Origin of the sequence: Streptosporangium pseudovulgare, assembly GCF_014648055.1 — a bacterium.
In the GTDB taxonomy this organism is placed as follows: domain Bacteria; phylum Actinomycetota; class Actinomycetes; order Streptosporangiales; family Streptosporangiaceae; genus Streptosporangium; species Streptosporangium pseudovulgare.
Window position 1 is genome coordinate 1 of sequence record NZ_BMQJ01000035.1, and the last position, 23,853, is coordinate 23,853.

The window sequence follows — 23,853 nt, forward strand, 5'->3', positions numbered from 1 at the left end:
AGCATCGCAAGAGGTGCTGAACTGCTTGCGATCGGCGCGGCCAAGGCCCTGATGATCGCTGGGCTCACCGGCTATGAGCTGCAATTTCAGCATGAAAAAGGCTCAGTGCTTGATTCCGAAGGTCTCCCAGCCGTCACGATCGAACTCGTCGACGTGCGTGTCGTTCCCATGAAGGAGATCGACGACGACTTCGCGCGCGCCGAAGGACGCGGCTATTCGGACGTGGCACAGTGGCGGACAGCCCACGAAGAGTTCTTCCGAAGCGACGGCGTAAGCGAATTCCTGGGTCGCACCCCGGTCATCGATGACGACACTCTCGTCGTTGCCGAACGCTTCCGAGTGGTCGAGCCCGATGACCCGGATGGTGCGTGACCCGCGTCCGACTCGATGAGAGCCGGGGAGGACCAACCGGACAGGGCCGTGTGGGTGCTGAGAAGACCGCTGGTCGCGGCCGGTCGTTGATGGCTGCGGCCGGCACGCTTGCCTCGCGCGGCGGTTGATGTCGTCGTGGAGGGTACGGAATGCCGTCGCTGGAGATGCGATACACAGATATGCCCGGCACTCAATGCGAGATCTTCGTTGCCGCGGCGACTCCGCTGGTATGGGAGATCGCGATCGACATCGAAGCCCCGGCCCGTTGGAGTCGTGAACTACGTCGCACCGAATGGCTCGATGGTGTGGCGGCCCCCGCGGTGGGGGCGCGCTTCGCCGGTTACAACCAGCATCCGGTGATTGGCGCCTGGCGCACCATTTCGCAGATCACCGAACTCGACCCGGAGCGGGCGTTCGCGTGGTGCGTCCTCGACGCGGACGGCCGCTTCGGGGAGGCGATGCTGAGCTCGGTGGAACCAATGGCGACATGGCGCTTCACACTCACCCCCGAGGTGGGAGGCACCCTGCTCCGGCAAACCGTGCGCATCGGCCCTGGCCGCTCAGGGCTGAGCGTCGCCATCGACCGGATGCCAGACAAAGAAGGCCATCTCGTGGCCCACCGCCTTGATGAGCTACGCGAGGGCATGCACGCCACGCTGAACGGAATCAAGGCGGCCGCAGAACAGCGGCAACAGGCCGACTGAGCTGATTCCATTCTGTTTCCGCAGGTCGAAGAAGGTGTTTGGCCCAAGCCGCGTGTTCTTTGCTGGTAGGCGGTGAGGATCATCGCCCTCGATCGTCTGCCACGGAGCCCTCTGGCTGGGGAAGCTCATACACCACCTCCGTGGACGCAGCCGCGGGAGAGGCGGTCACCGGGCCGCAGAAGTGGAACCGGTGGATTTCCGCGACAATTCACTGAAAACGCATGCGTAACCTTGTTCGCTCCCATAACCTCGGCAAGGTCGAAGCGTCCATATGTCAAAGGGAAACGGCATGGCGCAGTCGTGGACCGAAGTGCCGATGCGGCATGTCGTCCGGGTGCGCCGGGTGGATTCCGCGCCCGTGGAGGTGCCGGCGGACGCGCTTCCCGAAGGTCTTCCCGCCGTTCTCACCTGTTCCGCCGACCGGGAACGGGCCGGCCGTTTCGTCGGCGGGGCACGGACCACGAGCGAGATCGTCGGCGCCGTCCTCGACGAGCTGGAGCGGGCCGTCGTCACCCTCTTCCCGGCGTGGCCGCCCGGCGCCGAGGGCGTGAGCGGTGCGGGAGGCGCCGCGGTACTGGCCGTACGGGAGCTCGCCGGGCGGATGGCGTCCGGCAGGCGCGGTCTCGCCCCCTTCCTGGCCGATCTCGCCGCGCGCTCACTGACGAATGGAACGTTCCGAAATCCTCCCCGGACGCCCGCCGAAGTGCGCGCCGCCGGTCTGGCCCTGGCGTACGCCGTGAGCTTCGGGCGTCCGCGGACGGCGATCCTCGTCCGGGTCCCCGAGGGACTGTCCTCCGCCGGGGAGGAGAGGCTGCTGGAAGCCGGGGAATGGCTCATCCGGCATGGTGACCTGGGGATCTGGCTCACCGGAGCGGGCCCCGCGGCCCCGGGCCGGATTCCGGTGGTGACCGTGGGGCCGGGGCCGTCCCCGTCACGGAACACACCGCCGGCGCCGGCCGTACGGTCCACGCCGACCGTACGGTCCACGCCGACCGTGCCGACCGTGCCGGCCGCACGGCCCGCGCCTCCTCCGGGCCCCGGACGGTTCCGCGGTCCGGGGGAGACGCCCGTACGGCCCGCGCGACCGGCCGGATCCCCCGCCGAAGGGCGCCCGCACCCTGGCAGCCCGGTGGAGTCCGCGCTGGAGCGGGCGCTCGGCTCCTGCGCCTGGGCCGCGGGGCGGGCCTGGAACCAGACGTACCAGCCGAGCCCGCTGACCGGCCCCATCCGGGTGGACCTGCTGTGGCGGGCGGAGCGCTGCGTCGTCGAGCTGGACGGCCCGGAGCACCGCAGACCGGAGAACCGCGCCAGGGACCGGGCGCGGGACGCGCGGCTACGCGGCGACGGCTACGCGGTCCTGCGATTCGACAACGACCGCGTCATGAACGACCTGCCCTCCGTGCTCCGCGACCTGAAGAAGTTTCTCCAAGCCCGCCGTGGCCCGTCAGAAGGATGAGGACATGCCCGAAACAGGATTCAAGCTTCCGGAAATGGCGGTTCTGGTGGTGCTGATGGCCGAGACGGATGGAATCTCCAACCCCGAACTCAAGGAACGTTACGGCCTCAAACTCGACGGGGGATCACGCACGAAGCTGAACGGCCTCAAACTCGTCGAGAGTCGTAAGCAGGGTCGCGCCTTCGTCCACACCCTGACCGACGCCGGCTGGGCCCGGATGGCGGAGATGATCGAGACGGGCATCCCGGTGCCCAGCGGCTCGGCCGGGGCGATGAGCCGCGCCCTGCTGGCCGGGCTGCGCCGGTTCCTGTCGCGGACCGGGCAGCGACCGGCCGACTTCTTCCACCCCGGAAGCGACGCCGTCCCTGATATGGCTCCCGACACGGCTCCGGGCACGGTGGAGGAGGCGGCGGCGTCCGCCGGACCTCCCCCCGCGGAGGCGGACGTCACCGAACGCATCCGCGCCGCCTACACCGAACTCGCCCCCCGGCCCGGTGCCAGGGTCGGCCTGGCGCGGCTGCGGCCGCTGCTCGGCGGGTTCACGCGGGACGAGGTGGACCGCGCGCTCAAGGGGATGATCCACCTGCCGGAGGTCAGCATCGTGCCGGAGAACAACCAGAAGACGCTCACCCCCGAGGACAGGGCCGCGGCGGTGGTCATCGGCGACCAGGACAAGCACCTCATCTCGATCGGGGCGCGATGAGCGGCCGGGAGCTGGAGGCGCTACAGACGCTCAGGTTCAACTGGGCCGAGGGGCCGGAGGACGTGTGGAGCCCCTCGTCCTTCCACGTCGAGGCCCTGAACCCGATGGTGGAGCGCCGCATCCTCGGCGGGATCGCCGACGTGGTCGGCGGCGGCGCCACCAGCCCGATCGGTCTGGTCCTGCAGGGGCAGCGCGGCACCGGCAAGACCCACCTGCTCGGCTGGGTCCGCGAGCGGATCCAGCGGGAGGGAGGCTACTTCTTCCTGGTCGGCCTGCTGGACGCGCGGACCTTCTGGGAGAGCACGCTGCTGTCCCTGCTGGACGGCCTCTCACGGAGCGGCAGCGAGGGGGAGAGCCAGCTCAAGGTCCTGCTGCGGCGGCTGGCCGAACTGGCCGACGTGCCGCGCTGGGTCCAGCGGGAGGTGATCGGGAACCGCGGGGTGACGCGCGGGAGCCTCGACGCCTTCGTCGAGGCGCTGCGCCGGTTCAACCCGCACGTCGGCAAGGACGCCAAGGACACCCTGCGCGCCCTTGTGCTGCGTGCGGGCGCCGACCACCGCGCGCAGGACATCGGCGAGGGGTTCCTGCAGGCGTTGCCCGAAGAGGAGCCGGGCGGACGGGCTGCCTGGGGCATCCGGCACCTCCCGAAGACGCCGCAGGAGATCGTCCGGGACCTCTCCCGCCTTCTCGCGCTGACCGGGCCGTCCGTCATCGCCGTCGACCAGATCGACGTCCTCGTCGCGCAGTCCGCGATCTCCAGTGACAGCGCAGCGGTGCACGACTGGCGTGACCTGATCGTGGCGGACCAGGTGGCGGGCGGTCTGATGGCGCTGCGCGAGGTCACCCGCAGGACCCTGACCGTCGTCTCCTGCCTGCCGCACACCTGGACCCTCATCGAGAAGTACGCCACCGACACCGCCCGCGACCGGTTCCGGCCGATGCCGGACCTCAAGCCGCTGCCCGACGCCGACACCGCCCGCGCCCTGGTCGGGAAGCGGTTCGCCGCCCGGTTCGCCCAGCTCGGTTTCACCCCGCCCTACCCGACGTGGCCGGTGCGGCCGGCCGCCTTCGACGGCGCCGGAGAGTACACCCCCCGGCAGCTCCTGATCAGGATCGACGAGCACGTCACGGGATGCGTGGTCGACCAGGAGGTGCGGGAACTGGACCGGCTCGACCGGGCCGAGACTCCGCATCCGGGGACCGTCCGGCGGCACCACGACTTCACCGGCATCGAAGCCCGGTTCGCCGAGCTCCGGCAGAAGGCCCACGTGACCGACGCCCTGGACGCCGAGGTCGAGGACGCGGCGATGCCCGCGCTGCTGGCGGCGGGGCTGTCGGCGTGGATCGACGGGCTCGGTGACGCCGGGCGCCGGTTCAGCGTCGATCCGCCGCCCAGCAAGCGGCCACCGCTGCACGCCCGTCTCCGGCTCACCCTGGACGAGGAGACCGAGGACGAGGCGCACTGGGCGTTCCGCGCCATCGCCGCTCCCCACCCGGTGGCCGCGCTGAGCCGCCTGCGCGCCGCCGCGGTGATGGCCGGGCTGACCGCGGAGGTCCCCCGGAGGCGGTTGTTCGTGCTGCGCGGGATCCCCTGGTCGAAGGGGCCCCGTACGGCCGCCGCCCTCGCCGAGTTCGAGCGGGCGGGCGGCAGGGTGCTGGACGTGGACGACGAGGACCTCAAGGTCCTGGCCGCGCTGCGGGAGCTGTACGCGGAGAACCCGCCGGACCTGCGGGCCTGGCTCGCCGCGCGGCGACCGGCTCAGGAGGTCGGGCTGCTGGCCGAGACCCTGGGCGACGCCGGGACGGCGCACCCCGGACGCGTGGACCCCGAACCGGTGACCACCGGTTCCGTGGCCCCGGCACCCGTGACCACCGGGGCGGCCGAGGCCGCCGGGGCCGCCGGGGCCGCCGGGGCCACGGCCGTCACATCCGCGATCACCGAGACCCCGGTCACCGCCTCCGTGGCCGACGGACCCGTGGCCGGGCATGTGGCCACCGGGATCGGGGGCGGGCGTGTGGCCACCGGGATCGGGGGCGGCGCGCCGTACATCCCGCTCGGCGTCGCCGTCCTCGGCGGGCGGCCCGTCGGGATCGAGCTGGAGGCGCTCAGGAAGCACGCGGTGATCTTCGCCGGCTCCGGTTCGGGCAAGACCGTCCTCATCCGTCGTCTGGTCGAGGAGTGCGCGCTCCAGGGCGTCTCGGCGATCGTGCTCGACCCCAACAACGACCTGGCGCGGCTCGGGGACGGCTGGCCGGAGCCGCCGGAGCGGTGGGGCCCCGGGGACGCGGAGAAGGCGGCGGCGTACCTGGCCGCCACCGACGTCGTCATCTGGACGCCGGGCCGCGTCGCCGGACGGCCGCTCAGCTTCCAGCCCCTCCCCGACCTGGCGGGCGTCGCCGGGGACGCCGACGAGTTCGCCGCCGCGGTGGACGCGGCCGTCTCCTCCCTCGTGCCGCGCGCCAAGCTCGACTCCAAGACGAAAGGGGCACTGATCGGGCGGGCCGTCCTCCGGGAGGCCGTCGCGCACTACGGGCGCGCGGGCGGACAGGGCCTGCCGGGCCTCATCGAGCTGCTGGCCGACCTGCCCGACGGGGTGAGCGGGCTCGGCGACGCCGGGCGCGTCGCCGCCGGGCTGGCCCAGACGCTGAAGGCCGCGATGGTCAACGACCCGCTGTTCGCCGGCGCCGGGACCCCGGCCGATCCCGGTGTACTGCTCACCCCGCCGCCGGGCAGGCGGGCGCGCGTGTCAGTGATCAGCTTCGTCGGCCTGCAGTCGGACGAGCAGCGGCAGGGGTTCGTCAACCAGCTGCAGATGGCGCTGTTCGCCTGGATCAGGAAGCACCCGGCCGGTGACCGCCCGCTGGGCGGGTTGTTCGTGATGGACGAGGCCCAGACCTTCGCGCCGTCGGGCGCGATGACCCCCTGCACGCGGAGCACGCTGGTGCTGGCCGCCCAGGCGCGCAAGTACGGGCTCGGGCTGGTGTTCGCCACCCAGGCGCCCAAGGGGCTGCACAACCAGGTCCCGGGGAACGCGGCGACCCAGTTCTTCGGTCTGCTCAACGCCCCCGCCCAGATCGAGGCGGCCAAGGAGATGGCGCGGGCCAAGGGCGGGCAGGTCACCGACGTGTCCCGCCTGACGGCGGGTCAGTTCTACCTGGCTCCCGAGGGGAGCGCGTTCACCAGGACGCGGGTCCCGATGTGCCTGACCCACCATCCCAGAGCGCCCCTCACGGCGGAGGAGGTCGTCGCCAGGGCGAGCGGCTGAGAGCCGGTCCCTCGCCGAGGACGTGCGGGCTCGCCACCCGGACCACCGATCCGGGAGCCGCGGGCGGGCCGGCTCACTCGAAGTCGTCGGGGTTGAGTTCCTTCAGCCGCATGAAGTCGGCTTCGTTCATCTCCGTGTCACTGGCGGATCCGGTGCCGGACGCGGTCTCCGCGACCCGGCCCCCGGTCCGCCGCTCGTCCGTCTGCTCGCCTTCCTCCCGGGCGGCGTCCAGCAGGTGTTCGGTGTCGCTCTTCGGCTGGTTCTCGTCTGGAGTGCTCATGGCCTGGCCATACCCACGGCGTCCGGGCGGAACCGGGGTGACCTGGGGGTCGCGGGGACGGCGTCCTACTCGGCCATGCCGGTCTCGATCCACCGCTCGAAGGCGGTGATCCACTCCGCCGGCCACGCCCCGTCACACGGCATGGTCCCGCCGCGCAGCCGCTTCAGGATCTCCTCCGCGTGCGTCCGCACGTCCTCGCAGGACCACAGGTCGAACGCGAACCGCATGGCGTTGCGGTCCTGCGGCCGGAACAGGGACCTGATGTGGGCGCCGTAGGAGACCGCCTCGCCGTCGGCGGGCAGCGTCACCGGCTCCTTCTCCTCCGGTACGGCGAGGGCCGAGACGCGGGCTCCCGGGGTGGCGTCGCACACCCACCACCAGCGGGGCACCGGCATGTGCGCGGGCGGCTGGGCGTCGTGCTGGGAGTTCTCCAGCGCGATCCGCGACCCCCACTCCAGGTAGGCGACGAAGGCGGCGCGGAACTCGGCGTCCTGCGGCACCCCGGCCTGGTCCGCGGCCCGGCACATGAGCGCCACCCAGCGCGCCCGCTGCTCCTCGGTGAGGCACCTCCCCACGTGCTGGGAGATCATCCGCTCGTACCCGCCGTACCCCTCGCTGTAGGCGTGCGGGCCGCCGAAGACCTCGCCGAGCCATTTCGCGACCCTGATCGGGTGGTCGGGCGACATGCTCGCGAACAGCGGGCCGATCAGCGGGTCCTCGGGGACGAGTTTCCCGTAGAACAACCGGGTCATCCGGGTGAGCGCGGGCAGCCCCCCGGTCCACTCGAACAGCGTCACCTCGCCGTCGGGGTCCGGCACCGGGTTCCTGAACGAGGTGTTCCAGTGCATGCCGCTGCAGAACGGCTTGTTGAGGGAGTGCCCGCACCGGCACAGGCTGTAGTGCTCCGGCGAGGCGCCCTGGTTGCGCGGTACGGCGGCGCCGCCCTCGCCGGTCAGGCGGATGCCCCCGGTGACGCGGTACGGGCCGTCCTTGGACACTTCGACGGCCGGCTCCCTGACCGGGTCGGCCACCTCGCGCGCCTCCCGGCCGTCGATCGCGAGGCCCAGCGCGCCCGACGGGCAGGCGCGCACCGCCGCGATGATCTCGTCCACCCGTCCGCCGCTGGGCGCGACGAAGGGTTCCCGGCCGAGCCGGAACACCGAGGCGAGCCGGTCGGTGCAGAAGCCCGAGTGGGCGCAGAGCCCCCGGTTGTCCAGCACGGTCACGCCGACGCCGGGGTAGGAGTCCTCCCGGTCGGGCACCCGCTTGGGGTCCTTGGCGCCGGAGAAGCCGATCCGGGAGTGGCTCCCGTCGCACAGGGGCTTGGTCTCCGACGCGCCGCACCGGCACAGGGCGACCTGGGGGCATGTGGCGATCCTCTCTCCCAGCCAGGAGTAGAGGGTGACGTTGGCCGCGAGGTAGGGGCCGTCCTCCGCGACCTCGATCCCGCTCTCGACCCCGGCCATCAGGCGGCGCAGCTCCGCCAGGCGCTCGGCTCCGTCCCCGTCCCCGCCTCCGGCCGCCGGGAGGGAGAGCGCCTGGAGCGCGGCGGTCGCCTCCTGCAGCCCGGCGCTCGCCGTACCGGCGGCCCGCGCCCGCTCGGCCGTCGCCGCCACGGTGAGGGCCCACAGCCGCTCCGCGGGCGTGCCGCCGGCGCCCTCGCCCGCGCCGCCGTCACCGCCCACACCGCCGCCCACGTACACGCCGCCGCCCGCGCCGCCGTCAGCGCCCGGCCCGCCATCCCCGCCGGCGGCCCTCCGCAACGGGGCGATCACGCTGTCGCGCAGCCGCCGCGCGACGTCCTCGCCGAGATCCGGTCCCTCCCCGCTCCGGATGTCGTGTTCGAGGCGCGACGCCTCCCGCAGCAGCGCGCTCAGCCTGTCGTCCGTCATCACGTGACCTCGATCCTCAAGTCAGGTCTCCTGTCAGGAGATGAGTCAGGTCTCCTGCCAAGGAGATTTCGCGTTCCGCGTCGTGGTGGCGCTCCCGGCGCGGGGGGTCTCGCCCAGCAGCGTGTGCAGGCGGTTGAGGACGATGAAGGCGTGCGCGGCCGACACGAGGGTGACGTGCCGGTGCCAGCCGCCGAACGACCTGCCCTCGAAGTCGTACAGGCCGACGAGCCTGCTGATGCGCTCCTGGTCCCGGTAGACCTGGCGGCCCAGGTTGGCGCAGGCCAGGAGGGACGGCACCGACATGCGGGTGAGGTTGGACACCCAGAAGCTGGGCCTGCCCTGGACCGAGTCGCGCCACTCCGCGATGAGGACGAACGCCCGCCGCCCCGGCGGCAGGTCGGTGCTGACCGGTGTGAAAGGGGAGGGGGCGGGGTCCGGTTCCGTGTCGGCGCCGGGCACGTCGACGTGCATCGCGGCGGCCAGGATCCCCTGGTGGGCGCTCTGCTCGGTGTCCTGCCACTGAACCACCCTGCGTTGTTCCTTGAGGTACCTGGCCAGGGACTCGGCCGACTGCCCCGTCTCCTCGTGCCGCCGGCCTTCGCCCCATCCCGTCCGGGTGAACCGGGTCGCGCGGTTCACCCGGACGATGAACGGGATGCGCAGCCGGTGCAGCTCGGCGATCGCCTCCGCGGCGTCGGCCTCGCGGGCGTCCAGGACGACGGGCCGTACCGGCAGCCCCCAGTCATTGATGATCGTGACAAGCGCGTCGAGGCCGATTCCCCACGGTGAGCCGCTCTTGACATCGGACGGAATGGCGGCCGAACGGCGCCGGAACGTGTCGTCGGTCCAGCTCGGCGGCAGGACGAGATGCCAGTCCATCGGGCAGCTCATCCCGGGCTGCGCCAGCCATATGCCGAGCGCCCGTTGACAGTTGACAGACCTTCCTAAATGAGAGACAAATTGCGTGTCAACTCCGACGGTATTGCTGCCCGCCTTGGGAATGACAAGCGGCGAGATGACCCACGAGGAGACCTTGAGATTTCCGCAGATAATCCTGGCCAGTCGCCGGCGGACTTCCATCCATTGCCAGGTGGAGTTGCTGACGAACTGCTGAAGGTTCTGCTGGGAGGCGGGCTGGCGGCAGGTCGCGGCTATGCTGCGCATTGATTTCCGCCCGTCGGAGACGAGGAGCCCCCGAATATACATCCACCCCCACCTGCGCTGATCTCGTCGGCTCAGCGAGCCCAGAAGTTCTCTGCAGAACTCCTCCAAGATCTCCTCCCTGACAAGGGCGGCGATATGGGACGATGATCCAAGCCGGCTTTGCCCCTGTTTTGCTGACGCCACCCGTGACCCCTCTCGTGCCATTTGGTGCGTCTTGCCGATGCCGGATCGGCCACAGATTAAAGTACATCTGCGGTCTGTCCGTGTCGAGAAGCGCGAAAAACTTTCCAAATCGATCATCGATCGTCACTGCGGCCCGGGGTGCGGCGGCGTTCCGTTGTTTTGGGTCCTCTTCCGGGCGGAAAACCGGCCCGGCCTTATTCTTCGGGAAATACGGAACGGAACCGGATTACCGTCCATGACACGGACGGTGACAGCCGGGTGAATAAACGATGTGAATCATTTTCCGGAGAACCGTGAAGTGGAAGGCCCGCGGCGGCCCGCCCGGCACCGCACACCCGGCTCCCCCTCACCCGGGCTCCCGCCCGGTGCCCGCCCGGTGCCCGCCCGGTGTCCGCCCGGTGTCCGCCGGTTCCGGCTCCCGCCCGGTGTCCGCTCACCCGGGCGCGGGGCCCGGGAACGGCTGCCCGGTCAGCGCCCGCGCGACCGCCCGGATCCGGGAGGACAGCCCGTGCTCGGGGTGCGCGGTGACGAACGCCTCCCCGGCGCCGGCGAGCGCGAACTCCGGGGAGTACGGCAGGACCGTCATGGGCACGTCCCCGTGGACCGACCGGGCCTGGCGCAGGACGTCCGGCTCGGCCAGCGACGCGGGCACCATGTTGATCACCAGGAACGAGGGCGAGAGCCGCAGGGGCGGCCTGCCGCGGATCCGGTCCACGTGCAGGCTGACGTCGGCGATGCCGGCGCAGACCACCGCCTCCGTGGTGAGCCCGGCGGGGGTGTCCAGCAGGAGCAGGTCGAGGTCGAGCGCGTCGACCAGCCGTCGGCACCCCTCGACGAGCAGGCCCGGATCGTAGCCTCCGACCAGCGCGCCGGCCGCGTCCTCGTGGCCGCGGATCGCGGCCACCGCGAACAGCGCCCCCTCGCCGCCGGCCGCCCACGGCGGGAGGTGGTGGACCGCGCGCGCGATGTCGCAGTCGCCGCACAGGTAGTCCGCGAGCGACCAGGTCGCCGGCACGGCGAGCGCGTCGGCCAGGCCGGGCGACTGCATGGCGGTGTCGACGATGGCCACCCGCAGGCCGCTCCGCGCCGCCGCGACCCCGATGTTCACCGCCAGCGTGGTCTTCCCCGTCCCCCCGTACGAGGAGGAGACGCTCACGATCCGCATCCCCGTCACCGGCGCCTCCGCAGTGCCAGCATGGTGATGTCGTCCGACTGCGGCGCCCGGCCGGTGTGCGCCTGGACCTCCGCGAGGGTCCTGCCGACCATGTCGCCCGCCCCGGCGCCGGGCATGCCGCTCAGTAGCCGGACCAGGCGGGGCAGGCCGAACAGCTCCCTTTCCGCGTTCCTCGCCTCGGTGACGCCGTCGGTGTAGAGGAAGAGCGTGTCGGACGGCCCGAGGGTGACGCTGGCGATGGTGAAGACGGCGTCGGGCCAGAGCCCGACGGCCGGCCCCGTCGTCCGGAGCAGCCGGTGCCCCCCGGAGGCGCGCAGCAGCACCGGCGGATTGTGCCCGGCGTTGATGTAGAGGAGCCGGCCGGAGTCCGGATCGGTCACGCAGAAGAACAGCGTGACGAAATACGCCTGCTGGAGGTGGTTGGCGGTGAGGTAGCGGTTGGCGCCGTGCACGGTGGACAGCAGTGGCAGGGCGCCGATGCTCGGCGAGCTGAGGAAGACCTGCTGGGTCGGCAGCAGGAACGGCGCCAGGGCCCCGCCCGCCCACAGGTTCTGCGCCGAGAACCGCAGCAGGGTGCGCACCAGCGCCATGAACAGGGCGGCCCCGATGCCCTTGTCGCAGACGTCGGCGACGAGGAACGCCTCCCGCCGCCCGCCGGCCATGGGGAACCCGTCGTAGAAGTCGCCGGAGACCTCCCGGGCGGGCTCGAACCCCGTCGCCACCTCCCAGCCGTCGGGACAGGGCAGCTCCGGCGGCAGGAACCCCTGCTGGATCTGCCTGCCGATCTTCAGGTCACGGTCGTGCTGGAGGAGGCTGAGGGAGGGGTAGGGGTCGAGCTCGGCGGCGGTGCGGGCCAGCCGCCTGCGCTGGTGCCCCCGTTCGAGCCGGTTGCGGACCAGCGTCGGGGTGAACGGCGGGACGAGGAAGTCCATCTCGTGGTCGAGGTGCGCGTCCAGCGGGATGTGGTCGGGCCCGCAGAACAGCAGCACCCCCGGAGGCGTGCGCAGGTGCTGCCACCTCTGGCCGAACAGCGCCACCTCCTTCGCGGTCAGCGAGGCGTGCAGCAGCAGAAGGTCCGGTTCGAGGGCGTCGTGCGCCCCCGCGAGGACCTCCGGACCGGAGGAGAGCACCGGCCGGTTGCCGCACTCCGCCAGTGCCCTGGTCAGCTCGTGCGTCTCGGCGGCGGCGTTCTCCTCCGGTCCTTCCACGACCAGGAGCGTCAGCTCATCCATGGCGGCCGGCGGTCGTCATGGGCGACCAGGTCGCGGCCGGAGCGGCGGACGACGACGATCGTCCGGTTCAGCTCTCCGACGCGCTCGTAGATGAGCCGGTCGGCGCTCATCCTGGCGAGGCTCAAACCGAACCCTCCCACGGGCAGGTCGTCGGGGTCGACGACGGGGATCGGACGGTGTCCGGACGTCGGGTCGAACTCCGTCCCGAAGTCGACGATGAGGAACAGCACCCAGCCGTCGCTGACCGAGGAGTGCAGTTCGATCTCGCCCGCCGAGGCGGGCGGGTAGCCGTGCGTGATGACGTTGGTGATCAGTTCGTCGACGGCGAGCCGCAACCGGTAGGCGTCCTTGTCGCCCAGGCCGGCGACGGCCACGGCGCCGCCGACGAACTCCGCGACCGCCACCAGCGAGGCGACGGTCGCGGGCACCCGTAAGGTCTCCATGCGGGCGCGCGTCAGGCGGAGAACGACTCTCGGATCGTGATCGCGTGCTGCAATCCCGTCATACGGATGGTCTCGGCGACGTTCTCGTTGGCGCCCTCGACGACCACCTCCATGTCGTCGCCCATCTTCTGCCGCGCGAAGACGAGCCCCCGCACCCCCGCGGAGGAGATGTAGGAGAGGCCGTGCATCGCCAGGCACAGCTTCTTGGGCGAGCGGGTGGCCACCTGCTGGAGGATCTCGTGGAAGCTCGGCGCGGACAGCGCGTCGAGGTCGCCGCTCATCTGGATGGTGACGGTGTCTCCACTGGTGATCAGATCTGCCTGGAACATGTCGTATCCCCTGTCATCCGGGTTGATCACACGGTCTGCGCGCAGAGCACGACCGTCGAGCGGGGGCCGACGCGCAGGACGTGCTGGTCGTCCAGGGCCGGTTCCTCTCCCAGCGGGAAGCTGCAGTCGACCGCCCCGGTGTCGGCGGCCAGGCGCCACAGCGCGCCGTCCGGCAGCAGGGGCAGCTCGACGTCGTGCTCTTCCCAGTGCGTGTTCGCCACGACGTACACGCAGTCGACGGCGTCGCCCAGCGGGGCACAGCGCATGACGGCCATCAGCCGGCTGCCGTCCGACCAGTCGGGCGCGTAGGCGGTCACCCCGTGCCAGCTGATCTCCGCCAGACCCGGCCGTACCTCGCGTCCCGTCGGGTGCTCGGCCGTACGGACGGCCGGGTGGGCGGCGCGGAACCTGACGAGGTCGCCGGTGAACCTGACCAGCTCGTCGGTGAGCGGGTTGGGCGTCCAGTCGACCCAGCTCAGGTCACTGTCGTGGCAGTAGGCGTTGTTGTTGCCCCACTGCGTGCGGCCCCGCTCGTCACCGGCGAGGATCATGGGGACGCCCTGGCTGGTGAGCAGCAGCGCGAGGAAGTTCTTGACCTGACGGCGGCGCAGGTCGTTGATCTCCTTGTCGTCGGTCTCGCCCTCGGCGCCGCAGTTCCAGCTGTTGTTGTCGTTCCCGCCGTCCCGGTTGTCCTCGCCGTTGGCCTCGTTGTGCTTGTCGTTGTAGGAGACCAGGTCGTAGAGGGTGAAGCCGTCGTGCGCGGTGACGAAGTTGATCGACGCGGCCGTCGCCCGCCCGGCGTAGAGGTCGGGGGAGCCGACGTAGCGGGTGGCCATCTCCCCCACCATCCCGGAGTCGCCCTTGACGAACCGGCGGATGGTGTCGCGGTAGCGGCCGTTCCACTCCGACCAGCGGTGGTAGTTGGGGAAGGACCCCACCTCGTACAGGCCCGCCGCGTCCCACGCCTCGGCGATGAGGACGCAGCCGCGCAGCACCGGGTCGAAGGCCAGCTCCTGCAGGATCGGCGGGTTGGGCAGCGGTGTGCCGTCCACGTCCCTGGACAGGATGGCCGCGAGGTCGAAGCGGAAGCCGTCGATGCGGTACTCGACGGCCCAGTAGCGCAGGCAGTCGAGGACGAACTTGCGGACCACCGGGTGGTTGCAGTTCATCGTGTTGCCGGTGCCGCTGAAGTTGTAGTAGTACCCCTCGGGGGTCATCATGTACCAGACGTCGTTGTCCAGTCCCTTGAACGAGATCGTCGGTCCCTCGTGGTTGCCCTCGGCGGTGTGGTTGAAGACCACGTCGAGGATCACCTCGATGCCGTGGCTGTGGCACTCGCGGACCAGCGCCTTCAGCTCGTCGCCGGCCATGCCGTACTTGCCGCTGGCGGCGTAGCCGGACTTCGGGGCGTAGAAGGAGACGGTGGAGTAGCCCCAGAAGTTGTACAGCCGCTCGCCGGTGTCGGCGTTGACCCGGCTGTTCTCGAACTCGTCGAACTCGAAGATCGGCATGAGCTCGATGGCGTTGATGCCGAGCGACTTCAGGTAGGGGAGCTTCTCGCGCAGTCCCGCGTACGTCCCCGGCGCGGTCACCGCGGAGCTGGGGTGCCGGGTGAACCCGCGGACGTGCGCCTCGTAGATGACGAGCTCCTCGCGGGGGATGCGCGGCGCGGTGTCGTCGCCCCAGTCGAAGTCGTGGAACATCAGCCGCGACCTGTGCTGGTAGGGCTCTGACCAGTCGGGCTCCCGGCCCCAGACCTCCCGGCCCGCCACGAGCTTGGCGTAGGGGTCGGACAGGACCCCGCCCGGCTCGCCGGCCGGCCCCTCGCAGCGGTAGCCGTACTCCAGGTCGTCCAGGCCGTCCAGCTCGTAGACGACGATCGCCCAGATGTGCCCGGTGCGGAAGGAGTCGGGGATCGGCAGCTCGGCGTACGGCTCGCTGTCGCCGTGGTGGTAGAGCACCAGGCTGACCGCGGTGGCGTTCTCGGAGCAGACGGCGAAGTTCACTCCGCCGTGCAGGAAGGTCGCGCCGGGCAGCAGCGGGTTGCCGTGCCGTACGGGGAACCCGGAGACGCGGTGGGTGGGGTAGGAGTCGATCCGGTCCAGCATCGGACTGGTCATGGTGTCTCCGTCAGCAGTTCGGCCGCCTTGCCGAGGTCCTCGGCGACGGTGAAGAAGTTGAGGAAGCCGACGGCGCTCATGAGCATCCGGAGTTCCTCCGACAGTCCCACCACGGCCATCTGGCCGCTGGCGCACTGCGCCTGCCGGTAGGACAGCAGCATGACCCTCAGGCCGGCGCTGGACATGTAGCGCAGGTTCGACAGGTCGAGCGCCAGCAGCCGGTGCTCGGCCAGTGCCCTGCCGACATGTTCCTGGACCACGGGGGCCGTCCTGCTGTCCAGGTCGCCGGTGAGTGCGACCACCGCCAGCTCGCCCTCTTTCGAGACCGTGACGTCGAGTGTTCGCGTGGACATCTCGTCTCTCGTCCTTACTTCTCTGATACGGGGGACAGGGTGACGCGGATCGGGAGCCGGTCCTGCGTGTCGGGGAGGTCCACCTGGAGCTCCTCGGCGTCGAACCGGTGGTACGGGCTCCCGCCGACCTCCACGGACTCGATCCGGATCGAGCCCTGCGGCAGCAGATCGGGGGCGACGCGCAGCGTGCGGTCGGGGAAGGCGCCCGGCATGGGCTTGAACCACAGGTTGAGCGGTTCCTTCTCGACGAGCAGGTTCGTGTAGACGGTGGCCAGGTAGCACAGCTCGGAGGAGTGGTACATGCTCATCGAGTGGCTGCCCTTGAAGCGCTCGGTGCCGAGGAGGTAGGGCATGCCGTCGGCGAGCACGTTGAAGTAGACGGCTCCCTCGTCGTGGTCGAGGAAGAAGGCGTTGTAGAAGGCGGAGGCGCGCCGGGCCTCCTGCAGGAACTCCCGCTCGCCGGTGACGCCGGCCAGGATGAGGTAGGCGAGGATCGCCTGCTCCTGCTGCCACCAGGCCTTGCGGTCGTGCCAGGCGAACCGGTACCACCGGTCCCCGGCGGGCTTGGTCCGTTCCACGACGTCGTACCAGCCGCCGCGCTGCTGGTCGCTGCCGACCTCGGGCATGCGCCGGGCGATCCGCTCGGCCAGCTCCCGGTAGTCCTTCTTGCTCCGCAGGGAGTTCATCCGCATGAGGTTCCATGCGATCTTGAGGTTGTGGCCGACGACCGCGCGGTCCTGCTGCCAGGTGTGGCCGCGGTCGGGGCTCCAGTCCTCGTTGAAACGTTCCTGGACGAACGGGCTGTAGTCGTCCTCGGGGAAGTGCTCGGCGATGGTGTCGAACGTGCGCTCCAGGAAGTCGGCGTACTCCTCGCGGCCCGTCGCGAGGTAGAGGTTGATCAGGTAGGCGGGCGCGTGGTCGCCGACCGAGTTCCAGTTCTTCCTGGCGTCGTTGGGCGCGATGGAGGGGTGCCGCGGGTCCATGAAGATCGGGTCGATGTGGCTGAAGTAGCCGCCGCCCTTGGTGTCGCGGAAGTGGTTCTCGAACAGCCTGATCGTGCCCTCGGCGTCGCGCAGGATCGCCGGGTCCCCGTTGACCCGGTAGGTCTGCGTCGGCCCGGCCAGCGCGTAGATCTGCTCGTACATCGGGATCGCGTCGTAGTCGTCGGAGAACTCGGAGGTGAAGAGCTTCTTCTCCGGCCGGTCCTCCTGCACCTCGATGCCGTGGTACCAGTAGGTGACGTCGTGCATCGGGTCGGCGAACCGCATGTGCTCGCGCAGGTAGTCCACGCCGCGCTCGGCGACGTCGAGATACCCGTCCTTCCCGGTGAGCATGTACGCCGAGGCCATGCCGTACACCAGGCGGGAGATGGTGTCGGTCTCCTGCACGTGGCTTGAGGTCTTCCGCCCGTCGAGCCGCAGGACGGTGCGGTAGTCGCGGTAGTCGGCGGGGCCGGAGCCGAACTGCGCCCTGCGGTAGAAGGCGGCGATCCGGTCGAGCTGGTGGATCCACCAGTCCGGCTCCTCGAAGCGGTACTCGCCGGGCCGGCGGCCCACGAAGACCAGCCGCTTGGCGTCGAACTCCCAGCCGCGGTCCTGCGGGGCGTGCACGCCGTAGGCGAAGAGGTCCTGACCCGGCCTGATCATGTCGTCGCGGTGGTCGGCGGCGTCGAGGTAGGGGTGTTCGAGGTTGCGCAGCACCTCCGCGGAGGTGGTGTCGTCCACGGTGACGTCGAACTCGCGGCCGTCGGCCGTGGTGAGCCCGAACGTCCCCTTGGCGTCCAGGGGGGTGGTGACCCTGCCCGCGATCAGGTCGCTGAACCGGAAGCCAACATCACTGGCCATCTGCTCCGCCTTCGGAAGTCTGGTCCTTGAAACCTTGCGTTATCTCCACGACCGTGCCGTCGGGGTCCTTCACCCACACCGTGCGCCAGCCCGGGATGAAGTCGTCGAAGCACAGCGGGCCCAGCGACACCTGGGCCTGCGGGCCCATCCCGGCCAGGGCCTCGTCGATGTCGTCGGTCTGCAGGGCGATGTGCCGCAGCGTGCCGGCCGCGGTCGGCCCGTCGCCGCCGGGCGCGCCGTCCCCGGCCTGGAACAGCTCCAGGTAGACGTCGCCCTTGCGGAGGAAGAGGATCTTGGAGTCGCCCACGGGGAAGCTCGCCGCGCGGGCGAAGCCGAACCACCGGCAGTAGAACTCGGCGGTCACGTCCACGTCATTGCAGTTCAGCGCGGTGTGCGACCACCTCATGCGGCCCTCTCCCCGTTCCTGCGCGCCGCCAGTTCGCCGAGCAGGGCGCGCGCGAACAGGTGGCAGTGGGCGCCGCTGCGGCCGGTGACGAGGTCGCCGTCGACCACGACGTCCTCGTCGCGGTACTCGGCGCCCATGTTCAGCACGTCGCCGACCAGGTTGTTGTGGCACGTGACGGGGCGTCCACGGACCGTCTCCGGCGCCTTGGCCAGCAGCCACATGCCGTGGCAGATGACGCCCTTGAGCACCTCGGGCAGGGCGAACGCCCGCCGCATCAGCTCGGTCGCCGGGGAGGGGTCGAGCGGCTTCTCGCTGAAGCGGAGCCGGTCGGCGACCATGCCCGACGGCACGACGATCGCGTCGTAGGAGCGCAGCGCGTCGTCGTCCAGCCCCTCCAGCGATCCGTTCACCGTCAGCGGCGCCCGGTACTCGTGGCCGGTGAAGGTGATCTCCGGCTGCCCCCACAGCCGGGTCAGCAGGTCGAGGCGGATGCCCTCCTCGGCGAAGCGGCGCTGGTAGTAGAAGATCTCGGGCTCGTAGTAGTCGCTCTCCATCAGGACCGCGACGCGCGCCCCGCGCAGGTCAGCCACGGGAGCCTCCCAGGACGAAGTCGGCGCACCGCTCGGCGATCATCTGGATCGCGGCGTGGGTGTTGCCCGAGGTCACCGCCGGCATCACGCTCGCGTCGGCGACGCGCAGCCCCTCGACGCCGCGCACCCGCAGCCGGGGGTCCACGACGGCGTCGTCGTCGGTCCCCATGCGGCACGAGCCGACCTGGTGGTGGTAGGTGTCGGCGCGCTCGCGGACGAACGCGGTGAGCGCCTCGCGGTCGGTCGTCGCCGGGCCGGGCAGGAGCTCGTCGCCGAGCACCTCGCCGAAGGCGCGGGTCGCGAAGATCTCCCTGGCCAGTTCGACGCCCTGGACCAGCCGGTCGACGTCGGAGCGGTCGCCCAGGTAGTTGGGGTTGACCAGGGGCGGCGCGAACGGGTCGGCGGAGGCCAGCCTGACCCAGCCGCGCGAGGCGGGCCGTACGACGCCCGGCAGGATGCTGACCGCGTTGGGGTGGCTCTGCCCGACGATGATGTCGAACGGCACGTGGACGAACGCGATCTGCAGGTCGGGGGCGGGCAGGCCGCTCTGCGAGAAGGTGAACAGCGCGGCCTCCGACAGGTTGTTCGCCCCCGGCGGGACCGCCTCCCTCGTCTCCCGGATGACGCCGGTGAGCACGTGGTTGTGGAAGTTCGTCCCGACGCCCGGCAGCGGGTGGCGCACCTCGACGCCGGCCTCGCGCAGGTGGCCGGGGTCGCCGATGCCCGAGAGCATCAGGAGCTTGGGCGACTCGATCGCCCCGGCGCACACGATGACCTCGCGGCGGGCGCGCACCCGCCGCAGGCCGGTGCCGCCGGACTCGTCGAGCGCGCGCCCGGCGAGCCTGCGGCCCTCGCCGCTCTCCGGGACCGGCGCCTCCTGGGCGTACTCCACGCCGGTGCACCTGTCGCCCTCGAAGAGCAGGCGGGTGGCCCGCGCGCGGGGCCGTAGGGTCAGCCGTTCGTCGTTGAGGATCGGCTCGACGAAGCAGTGCATCGCGCTCCGGCGGCGGCCCCCCTCGGCGTTGATGTGATGCCAGCCCGCGCCGGCCATGGCGGGTCCGTTGAAGTCGGGGATGATCGGGTGGCCCAGCTCGGCGCAGGCGTCGAGGAAGGTCCGGGAGTAGGGGTTGGGGTCGTGCAGGCCGGCGTTGACGACGGTCTGCGGGCCGCCGCTGCCGGTGCCCTCCCAGGTCTTGTCCTCCTGGTCCTCCACGCGCTGGAAGTACGGCAGGACGTCGGCGTACGACCAGCCCGCGGCGCCCTGGTAGGCCCAGTTGTCGAAGTCCGACTGGTGGCCGCGGATGTGCATCATGATGTAGAGGTTGCTGCTGCCGCCGACGACCTTGCCGCGCGGCTCGTGGGTGCTGCGCCCGCCCAGCCCCGGCTGGGGCACGCTGCGGTAGTCCCAGTCGATGTCCGAGCCGAGCAGCGTGAACCACAGCGGCGCGGCGTCCACGCCGGAGGGGATCCAGCTTCCGCCGGCCTCCAGCAGCAGCACCGATCCCCGGCCCGACTCGACCAGGCGGCGGGTCAGCACCGAGCCGGCCGCGCCCGCGCCGACGACGACGTAGTCGAACTCCTCCGTCGTCATCGGCCCTCCATTCCGAGGGGCCCGCGGAAGGGCAGCGTGTCGTGGAAGTTGGCCATGTAGGAGATCCGGCCGTCCTCCAGCCGGAAGTAGTTCATGACCTCGGCCTCGATGGGCTCGCCGCCGGCGGTGACCGCGCTCAGGTGGGACACCACGCCGGCCTGGTCGCCGTCGACGACGACGTGGCGGGGGACGTTCTTAAACGAGCGGTACATCTCGGGGAAGCCCGCGACGGCCTCGCGCAGGGTGTCCTGGCCCTCCAGGCGCCCGGCGAGCTGCTCGTCGACCACGGCCTTGTCGGTGAACAGGTCGCACCAGCTCGACCAGTCGCCGGCGTTGGCGTACTCGTAGTAGAGGTCGATCGTCTCTCGTGTGCTCACAGCTCCGCGCTCCCCGGCATCGGCTCCAGACGGTCCACGACGTACTTCCTGATCCGCGGGTGGTCGGGCCCGTCGGCGACGATCTCCCAGGTCTGGTAGGCGTCGAAGCCGAGCCAGAGGCTGGTGGGCGCCGGCGGGTTCCAGACGCGGGCCTGCCAGTTCACGACGACCTCGATGGTGGCCGCGCCGTCCCGCCACGCGCCGACCTTCACCGAGGTGACCCGGTGCTGCTCGTCGAAGAAGCGGTTGGTGACGGTCTCGTACCACTTGCGGAAGTCGTCGTGCCCGCGGGCGGTGGCCTCGGGGAAGACCATGACGAGGTCCTCGTCGCCGGTGAGGTGGTACCAGAGCCGCTCGATGTCGTCGTGCCGGTCGAGGGCGCGGTACCAGTTGGCCACCCATTCCTCGACCACCCAGTCCGGCGGGGTCATCTGCTTCACGTGCTCAGTCCTTTCCGTTCGGCGGAGGGGGGACGTCCACCGCGACGTCCACCAGGAACGGCTCGTCGTCGGCGAGCATGCGCTTGACGGCGGGGCCCACGTCCTCGGGCTCGGCCACCCGTACGGCCTGCACGCCCATGCCGCGGGCGAGGTCGGTGAACCCCAGGGGCAGGCCGCTCAGGTCGAAGGAGGAGGGGAAGGGGTGCGGCGCGACGCCGCGCTCCCTCCAGTACACGGAGATGTTCTCGTTGAGCAGCTCGTACCTGCCGTTGTTGCAGATCACGAACTTCGCGCCGATCCGCTGGTGCGCCGCGGTCCACAGCGCCTGGATCGTGTACATGCTGCCGCCGTCGCCGGTGAAGCCGATCACCGTCTCGTCCGGCATCGCGAGCTTGACGCCGATGGCGCCGGGGATGCCCACCCCGAGCGAGCCGCCCCGGGTGAGGAAGTACCGGCCGGGGCGGCGCGGCGGGAAGTGCCGCACCAGCGCGGGGCTCGACGTGAGCGCCTCGTCGAAGACGACCGCGTCGGGCTGCTGCGCGGCCAGTTCGGCGAGGAACAGCTCGTAGACGCTCTCGCCGGCCGGGGCCGCCTGGGCGCGGGGGCGGGCGGGCGCCGCGGGCGCGCCCCGTCGTTCCAGGTCGGCGGCCAGGGCGGTGAGCGTGGCCCGCGGGTCGGCGACCAGGCCGAGGTCCACGGGGTGGTTCTTGCCGATCTCGTAGGCGTTCAGATCGACGTGCACGACCCGCGCGCCCGCCGCGAACGGGGAGCGCATCGAGGGGAAGACCTCGGGGAAGACGTAGGTGCCGACGATGAGGACCGCGTCCGCCTCCCGGACGGCCGCCGCGCTCGCCTCGCCGAACATGTGCCCGAGCGCCCCCCGGTGCAGGGGGTGGCCGGCGTCGATGTTGACCACGGAGCTGTCGGCCAGCCAGACCTCGGCGCCCAGCAGCTCCGCCACCCGGGTCAGCTCGTACTGGGCGTCGGACTCGGCCACCCCGTCGCCGGCCACGATGATCGGCCGCTTGGCCCCGGCCAGCAGGCCGGCGGCGCGCGCGACCAGCTCGGGCACGGGGACCGTACGGGTGTCGGGGATCACCGTGGGCAGCGCGGGCTCGTCGTTGGGCGCGTCCAGCACGTCGAGGGGCAGGGAGACGAAGACGGGCCCGCACGGGGGAGTGGCCGCGATCTTGACCGCCCGGCGGAGGACCCGCAGCACCGACCCCGGATCGACGACGCGGGTGGCGAACTTGGTCACCGGCCGCGCCATGCCCACCAGGTCCGCGGCCATCTGGGCGTCGAAGGCGTCGTAGCGCACGCCCGCCTCACCGGCGATCACGACGAGCGGGGCGTGGCCGCGCATCGCCTGGTACATCATGCCGATGCCGTTGCCGAGGCCGACGCCCGAGTGCAGCTGCACCAGGGTGGGCCTGCGGGTCGCGCGGGCGTAGCCGTCCGCGAGGCCGACGACGGGGGCCTCGGCCAGGCCGAGGACGTAGCGGAAGTCTCCGGCGGAGCTCAGCGCGTCCAGGAGACCCTGCTCGACGGTGCCGGGATTGCCGAAGATCGTGGTCATCCCGTCGGCGCGGAGCTGCTCCAGGAGCGCTGAGGTGCCGGTGCGCGTGGCGGCCACGGGCTACCAGCCGTAACGCCGCAGGCCGTGCTCCAGGACCGCCACCATCTTCTCGCCGGTGGTGACGGAGTCCGGGGTGGAGCGGCCGGTGACGAACGGGTAGTCCACGATCACCGAGACGGGGTGGCCGACGTTGCCGTGGTAGCGGCCCTCGGGGCCGGTCGCGTCGCGCAGGATGTACTCCAGCGGGTACGGCGGCGGCCCCATGTTGAAGTCGACGCCGATGAAGCCGGTCCCGTCCTTGTAGTCGTACTCCTTGCAGTGCCCTGTGACGTGCTTGCCCCAGATGATGCTCTTGCGGTCGTCCCAGTCGCGGGCGAAGGCGAGGCAGGCGACGCCGTAGCACTCGGCGCCGACGGGCTTGCCGGCCTCCAGGAAGGCCAGGATCAGGGCGTGCACCCGCTCGTTGTTGGCGAGGTCCACGATCGGGCCGCTGCCGCCGACGATGAGGATGGCGTCGTAGTCGGCGACGGTCGCCCGCAGCTCGGTGAGGGCGCGGTGGTAGGCCTCCAGCTCGCGCAGGTAGCCGGGCGAGCTGAGGTAGGGGCGCTCGGGCACCCAGGAGGAGATGTCGACCGGCTTGGCCAGGCGGTCGGACTCGTCCACCTCGCGGACACGGCGGGCCATGTCCTCGGTGGTGACCGACCGGCCGAGCGGCGGGTCGAGGAAGCCGGGGTCCATGCTGGGCGGCAGCGCCCTGGGCCGCCCGCCGGTGGGCGTCGCCATCACGGTCTCGTACCCGTGGTCGTCGAAAACGCCGAGCGGTCCGACGAGCTCCTCGCCCCAGTAGCCGTACTCGGAAAGGATGATCAGGATCTTCTTGGTCACGGTGGACTCCGCGTGTCGGGGGACTTCCGGGCAGGGCTCACCAGGCGGGGCCGCTCGTACGGTCCCGCCCGGAGAGCGGAGTGGGGGTGCCTGCTGCTAGTCCTCGGAGACGAGGACGGCGGTCTGCCGCCAGATCAGGCCGTCCCTGAGCACCCAGGTGCCCACGTCCTTGTGGGCCTGGTCGCCGATCCTGATCGTCGCGTAGTAGAGGATGATGTCCTCGGTGCCGTCGGCGGTCATGATGTCCTCGATCTGCGGGTTCATCTTCAGGTACTCGGCGAAGAAGTCCCTGATCTCCTCACGGCCCCGGGCGACGGCGCCGGGCCGCATCACCACGGCGTCCTCGTGGTAGTTGTTCATCATCGCGTCGAGGTCGTGCGCCTTGAGCTGTCCGATCTGCTTGTCGAGCAGCGCCGGAAGTTGCGTAGCAGACATTTCTCTCCCCTACCTGTCAGTGGGTACCGCGCTTCACG

The 23,853-nt window shown here is 71.1% G+C and carries 23 protein-coding genes; 5 read left to right on the forward strand and 18 right to left on the reverse strand.

Translation table 11 applies throughout. From position 1 onward, the window contains the following. The 5 genes from IEZ10_RS36885 to IEZ10_RS36905 form a co-directional block, all read left to right on the forward strand. A partial coding sequence (locus tag IEZ10_RS36885) for an ASCH domain-containing protein (RefSeq protein WP_189251145.1) occupies positions 1-372 on the forward strand: 372 nt, incomplete at its 5' end. Between the two features lie 149 nt (positions 373-521). Next, positions 522-1,076 (forward strand): SRPBCC family protein, encoded by a 555-nt coding sequence (locus tag IEZ10_RS36890; RefSeq protein ID WP_229812036.1) that lies wholly within the window; start codon positions 522-524, stop codon positions 1,074-1,076. A gap of 289 nt (positions 1,077-1,365) precedes the next feature. After that, positions 1,366-2,532, forward strand: coding sequence for a DUF559 domain-containing protein (locus tag IEZ10_RS36895; protein WP_189251146.1), 1,167 nt, complete (start codon positions 1,366-1,368; stop codon positions 2,530-2,532). A 34-nt stretch (positions 2,533-2,566) separates the two neighbouring features. Further along, the gene (locus IEZ10_RS36900; protein WP_229812037.1) at positions 2,567-3,235 is read left to right on the forward strand and encodes a hypothetical protein; all 669 of its coding nucleotides are present in this window, start codon (positions 2,567-2,569) and stop codon (positions 3,233-3,235) included. After that, the gene (locus IEZ10_RS36905) at positions 3,232-6,501 is read left to right on the forward strand and encodes an ATP-binding protein (RefSeq protein WP_229812038.1); all 3,270 of its coding nucleotides are present in this window, start codon (positions 3,232-3,234) and stop codon (positions 6,499-6,501) included. The genes IEZ10_RS36900 and IEZ10_RS36905 overlap by 4 nt, the downstream gene beginning before the upstream one ends. A gap of 73 nt (positions 6,502-6,574) precedes the next feature. On the opposite strand, the gene IEZ10_RS36910 is transcribed toward IEZ10_RS36905, so the two are convergent. The 18 genes from IEZ10_RS36910 to IEZ10_RS36995 all read right to left on the reverse strand — a co-directional run bounded on the left by IEZ10_RS36910 (position 6,575) and on the right by IEZ10_RS36995 (position 23,815). Then, a complete protein-coding gene (locus IEZ10_RS36910) occupies positions 6,575-6,781 on the reverse strand; it encodes a hypothetical protein (RefSeq protein ID WP_189251148.1) in 207 nt (68 codons plus the stop codon). Positions 6,782-6,846: 65 nt separating this feature from the next. Next, the gene (locus tag IEZ10_RS36915) at positions 6,847-8,673 is read right to left on the reverse strand and encodes a CDGSH iron-sulfur domain-containing protein (RefSeq protein WP_229812039.1); all 1,827 of its coding nucleotides are present in this window, start codon (positions 8,671-8,673) and stop codon (positions 6,847-6,849) included. A gap of 45 nt (positions 8,674-8,718) precedes the next feature. Beyond that, on the reverse strand, positions 8,719-10,041 hold the full coding sequence (locus tag IEZ10_RS36920) for an IS701 family transposase (protein WP_268246424.1): 1,323 nt from the start codon (positions 10,039-10,041) through the stop codon (positions 8,719-8,721). 412 nt (positions 10,042-10,453) lie between these two features. Further along, on the reverse strand, positions 10,454-11,176 hold the full coding sequence (locus tag IEZ10_RS36925; RefSeq protein ID WP_189251150.1) for a MinD/ParA family ATP-binding protein: 723 nt from the start codon (positions 11,174-11,176) through the stop codon (positions 10,454-10,456). 14 nt (positions 11,177-11,190) lie between these two features. Continuing rightward, positions 11,191-12,426 (reverse strand): PP2C family protein-serine/threonine phosphatase, encoded by a 1,236-nt coding sequence (locus tag IEZ10_RS36930; RefSeq protein ID WP_189251151.1) that lies wholly within the window; start codon positions 12,424-12,426, stop codon positions 11,191-11,193. Continuing rightward, positions 12,414-12,854: an ATP-binding protein gene (locus IEZ10_RS36935; protein WP_189251152.1), complete on the reverse strand. Its 441-nt coding sequence runs from the start codon at positions 12,852-12,854 to the stop codon at positions 12,414-12,416. Before IEZ10_RS36935 ends, IEZ10_RS36930 begins: the two co-directional genes overlap by 13 nt. 26 nt (positions 12,855-12,880) lie before the next feature. Next, positions 12,881-13,198 (reverse strand): STAS domain-containing protein, encoded by a 318-nt coding sequence (locus IEZ10_RS36940; RefSeq protein WP_179822192.1) that lies wholly within the window; start codon positions 13,196-13,198, stop codon positions 12,881-12,883. A 26-nt stretch (positions 13,199-13,224) separates the two neighbouring features. Further along, the gene (locus tag IEZ10_RS36945; RefSeq protein WP_189251153.1) at positions 13,225-15,318 is read right to left on the reverse strand and encodes a glycogen debranching protein; all 2,094 of its coding nucleotides are present in this window, start codon (positions 15,316-15,318) and stop codon (positions 13,225-13,227) included. Further along, a complete protein-coding gene (locus IEZ10_RS36950) occupies positions 15,315-15,671 on the reverse strand; it encodes an STAS domain-containing protein (RefSeq protein WP_189251154.1) in 357 nt (118 codons plus the stop codon). The genes IEZ10_RS36945 and IEZ10_RS36950 overlap by 4 nt, the downstream gene beginning before the upstream one ends. 14 nt (positions 15,672-15,685) lie before the next feature. After that, on the reverse strand, positions 15,686-17,515 hold the full coding sequence (locus IEZ10_RS36955; RefSeq protein WP_189251155.1) for an AGE family epimerase/isomerase: 1,830 nt from the start codon (positions 17,513-17,515) through the stop codon (positions 15,686-15,688). Beyond that, positions 17,505-17,921 carry a VOC family protein gene (locus IEZ10_RS36960; RefSeq protein WP_179822202.1) on the reverse strand — a complete coding sequence of 139 codons (417 nt, stop codon included), beginning with the start codon at positions 17,919-17,921 and terminating at the stop codon, positions 17,505-17,507. Before IEZ10_RS36960 ends, IEZ10_RS36955 begins: the two co-directional genes overlap by 11 nt. After that, the gene (locus tag IEZ10_RS36965; RefSeq protein ID WP_218911759.1) at positions 17,918-18,511 is read right to left on the reverse strand and encodes a DJ-1/PfpI family protein; all 594 of its coding nucleotides are present in this window, start codon (positions 18,509-18,511) and stop codon (positions 17,918-17,920) included. Before IEZ10_RS36965 ends, IEZ10_RS36960 begins: the two co-directional genes overlap by 4 nt. Next, a complete protein-coding gene (locus tag IEZ10_RS36970; protein WP_189251156.1) occupies positions 18,504-20,102 on the reverse strand; it encodes a GMC family oxidoreductase in 1,599 nt (532 codons plus the stop codon). The genes IEZ10_RS36965 and IEZ10_RS36970 overlap by 8 nt, the downstream gene beginning before the upstream one ends. After that, positions 20,099-20,479 carry a nuclear transport factor 2 family protein gene (locus IEZ10_RS36975; RefSeq protein WP_189251157.1) on the reverse strand — a complete coding sequence of 127 codons (381 nt, stop codon included), beginning with the start codon at positions 20,477-20,479 and terminating at the stop codon, positions 20,099-20,101. The genes IEZ10_RS36970 and IEZ10_RS36975 overlap by 4 nt, the downstream gene beginning before the upstream one ends. After that, the gene (locus IEZ10_RS36980; RefSeq protein WP_229812041.1) at positions 20,476-20,919 is read right to left on the reverse strand and encodes a nuclear transport factor 2 family protein; all 444 of its coding nucleotides are present in this window, start codon (positions 20,917-20,919) and stop codon (positions 20,476-20,478) included. Before IEZ10_RS36980 ends, IEZ10_RS36975 begins: the two co-directional genes overlap by 4 nt. 4 nt (positions 20,920-20,923) lie before the next feature. Continuing rightward, positions 20,924-22,552 carry a thiamine pyrophosphate-binding protein gene (locus IEZ10_RS36985; protein WP_229812042.1) on the reverse strand — a complete coding sequence of 543 codons (1,629 nt, stop codon included), beginning with the start codon at positions 22,550-22,552 and terminating at the stop codon, positions 20,924-20,926. Between the two features lie 3 nt (positions 22,553-22,555). Continuing rightward, positions 22,556-23,380 (reverse strand): type 1 glutamine amidotransferase domain-containing protein, encoded by an 825-nt coding sequence (locus IEZ10_RS36990; protein ID WP_189251158.1) that lies wholly within the window; start codon positions 23,378-23,380, stop codon positions 22,556-22,558. A gap of 96 nt (positions 23,381-23,476) precedes the next feature. Next, positions 23,477-23,815: a nuclear transport factor 2 family protein gene (locus IEZ10_RS36995; RefSeq protein WP_179822213.1), complete on the reverse strand. Its 339-nt coding sequence runs from the start codon at positions 23,813-23,815 to the stop codon at positions 23,477-23,479. Positions 23,816-23,853: the final 38 nt, after the last annotated feature.

Coding starts and splice junctions, on each gene's coding strand:
- IEZ10_RS36910 (WP_189251148.1), bottom strand. CDS start 6,781: ATGAGCACTCCAGACGAGAACCAGCCGAAGAGCGACACCGAACACCTG.
- IEZ10_RS36930 (WP_189251151.1), bottom strand. CDS start 12,426: ATGGATGAGCTGACGCTCCTGGTCGTGGAAGGACCGGAGGAGAACGCC.
- IEZ10_RS36995 (WP_179822213.1), bottom strand. CDS start 23,815: ATGTCTGCTACGCAACTTCCGGCGCTGCTCGACAAGCAGATCGGACAG.
- IEZ10_RS36900 (WP_229812037.1), top strand. CDS start 2,567: ATGGCGGTTCTGGTGGTGCTGATGGCCGAGACGGATGGAATCTCCAAC.
- IEZ10_RS36895 (WP_189251146.1), top strand. CDS start 1,366: ATGGCGCAGTCGTGGACCGAAGTGCCGATGCGGCATGTCGTCCGGGTG.
- IEZ10_RS36950 (WP_189251154.1), bottom strand. CDS start 15,671: ATGTCCACGCGAACACTCGACGTCACGGTCTCGAAAGAGGGCGAGCTG.
- IEZ10_RS36940 (WP_179822192.1), bottom strand. CDS start 13,198: ATGTTCCAGGCAGATCTGATCACCAGTGGAGACACCGTCACCATCCAG.
- IEZ10_RS36890 (WP_229812036.1), top strand. CDS start 522: ATGCCGTCGCTGGAGATGCGATACACAGATATGCCCGGCACTCAATGC.
- IEZ10_RS36970 (WP_189251156.1), bottom strand. CDS start 20,102: ATGACGACGGAGGAGTTCGACTACGTCGTCGTCGGCGCGGGCGCGGCC.
- IEZ10_RS36960 (WP_179822202.1), bottom strand. CDS start 17,921: ATGAGGTGGTCGCACACCGCGCTGAACTGCAATGACGTGGACGTGACC.
- IEZ10_RS36905 (WP_229812038.1), top strand. CDS start 3,232: ATGAGCGGCCGGGAGCTGGAGGCGCTACAGACGCTCAGGTTCAACTGG.
- IEZ10_RS36915 (WP_229812039.1), bottom strand. CDS start 8,673: ATGACGGACGACAGGCTGAGCGCGCTGCTGCGGGAGGCGTCGCGCCTC.
- IEZ10_RS36920 (WP_268246424.1), bottom strand. CDS start 10,041: ATGGCACGAGAGGGGTCACGGGTGGCGTCAGCAAAACAGGGGCAAAGC.
- IEZ10_RS36945 (WP_189251153.1), bottom strand. CDS start 15,318: ATGACCAGTCCGATGCTGGACCGGATCGACTCCTACCCCACCCACCGC.
- IEZ10_RS36955 (WP_189251155.1), bottom strand. CDS start 17,515: ATGGCCAGTGATGTTGGCTTCCGGTTCAGCGACCTGATCGCGGGCAGG.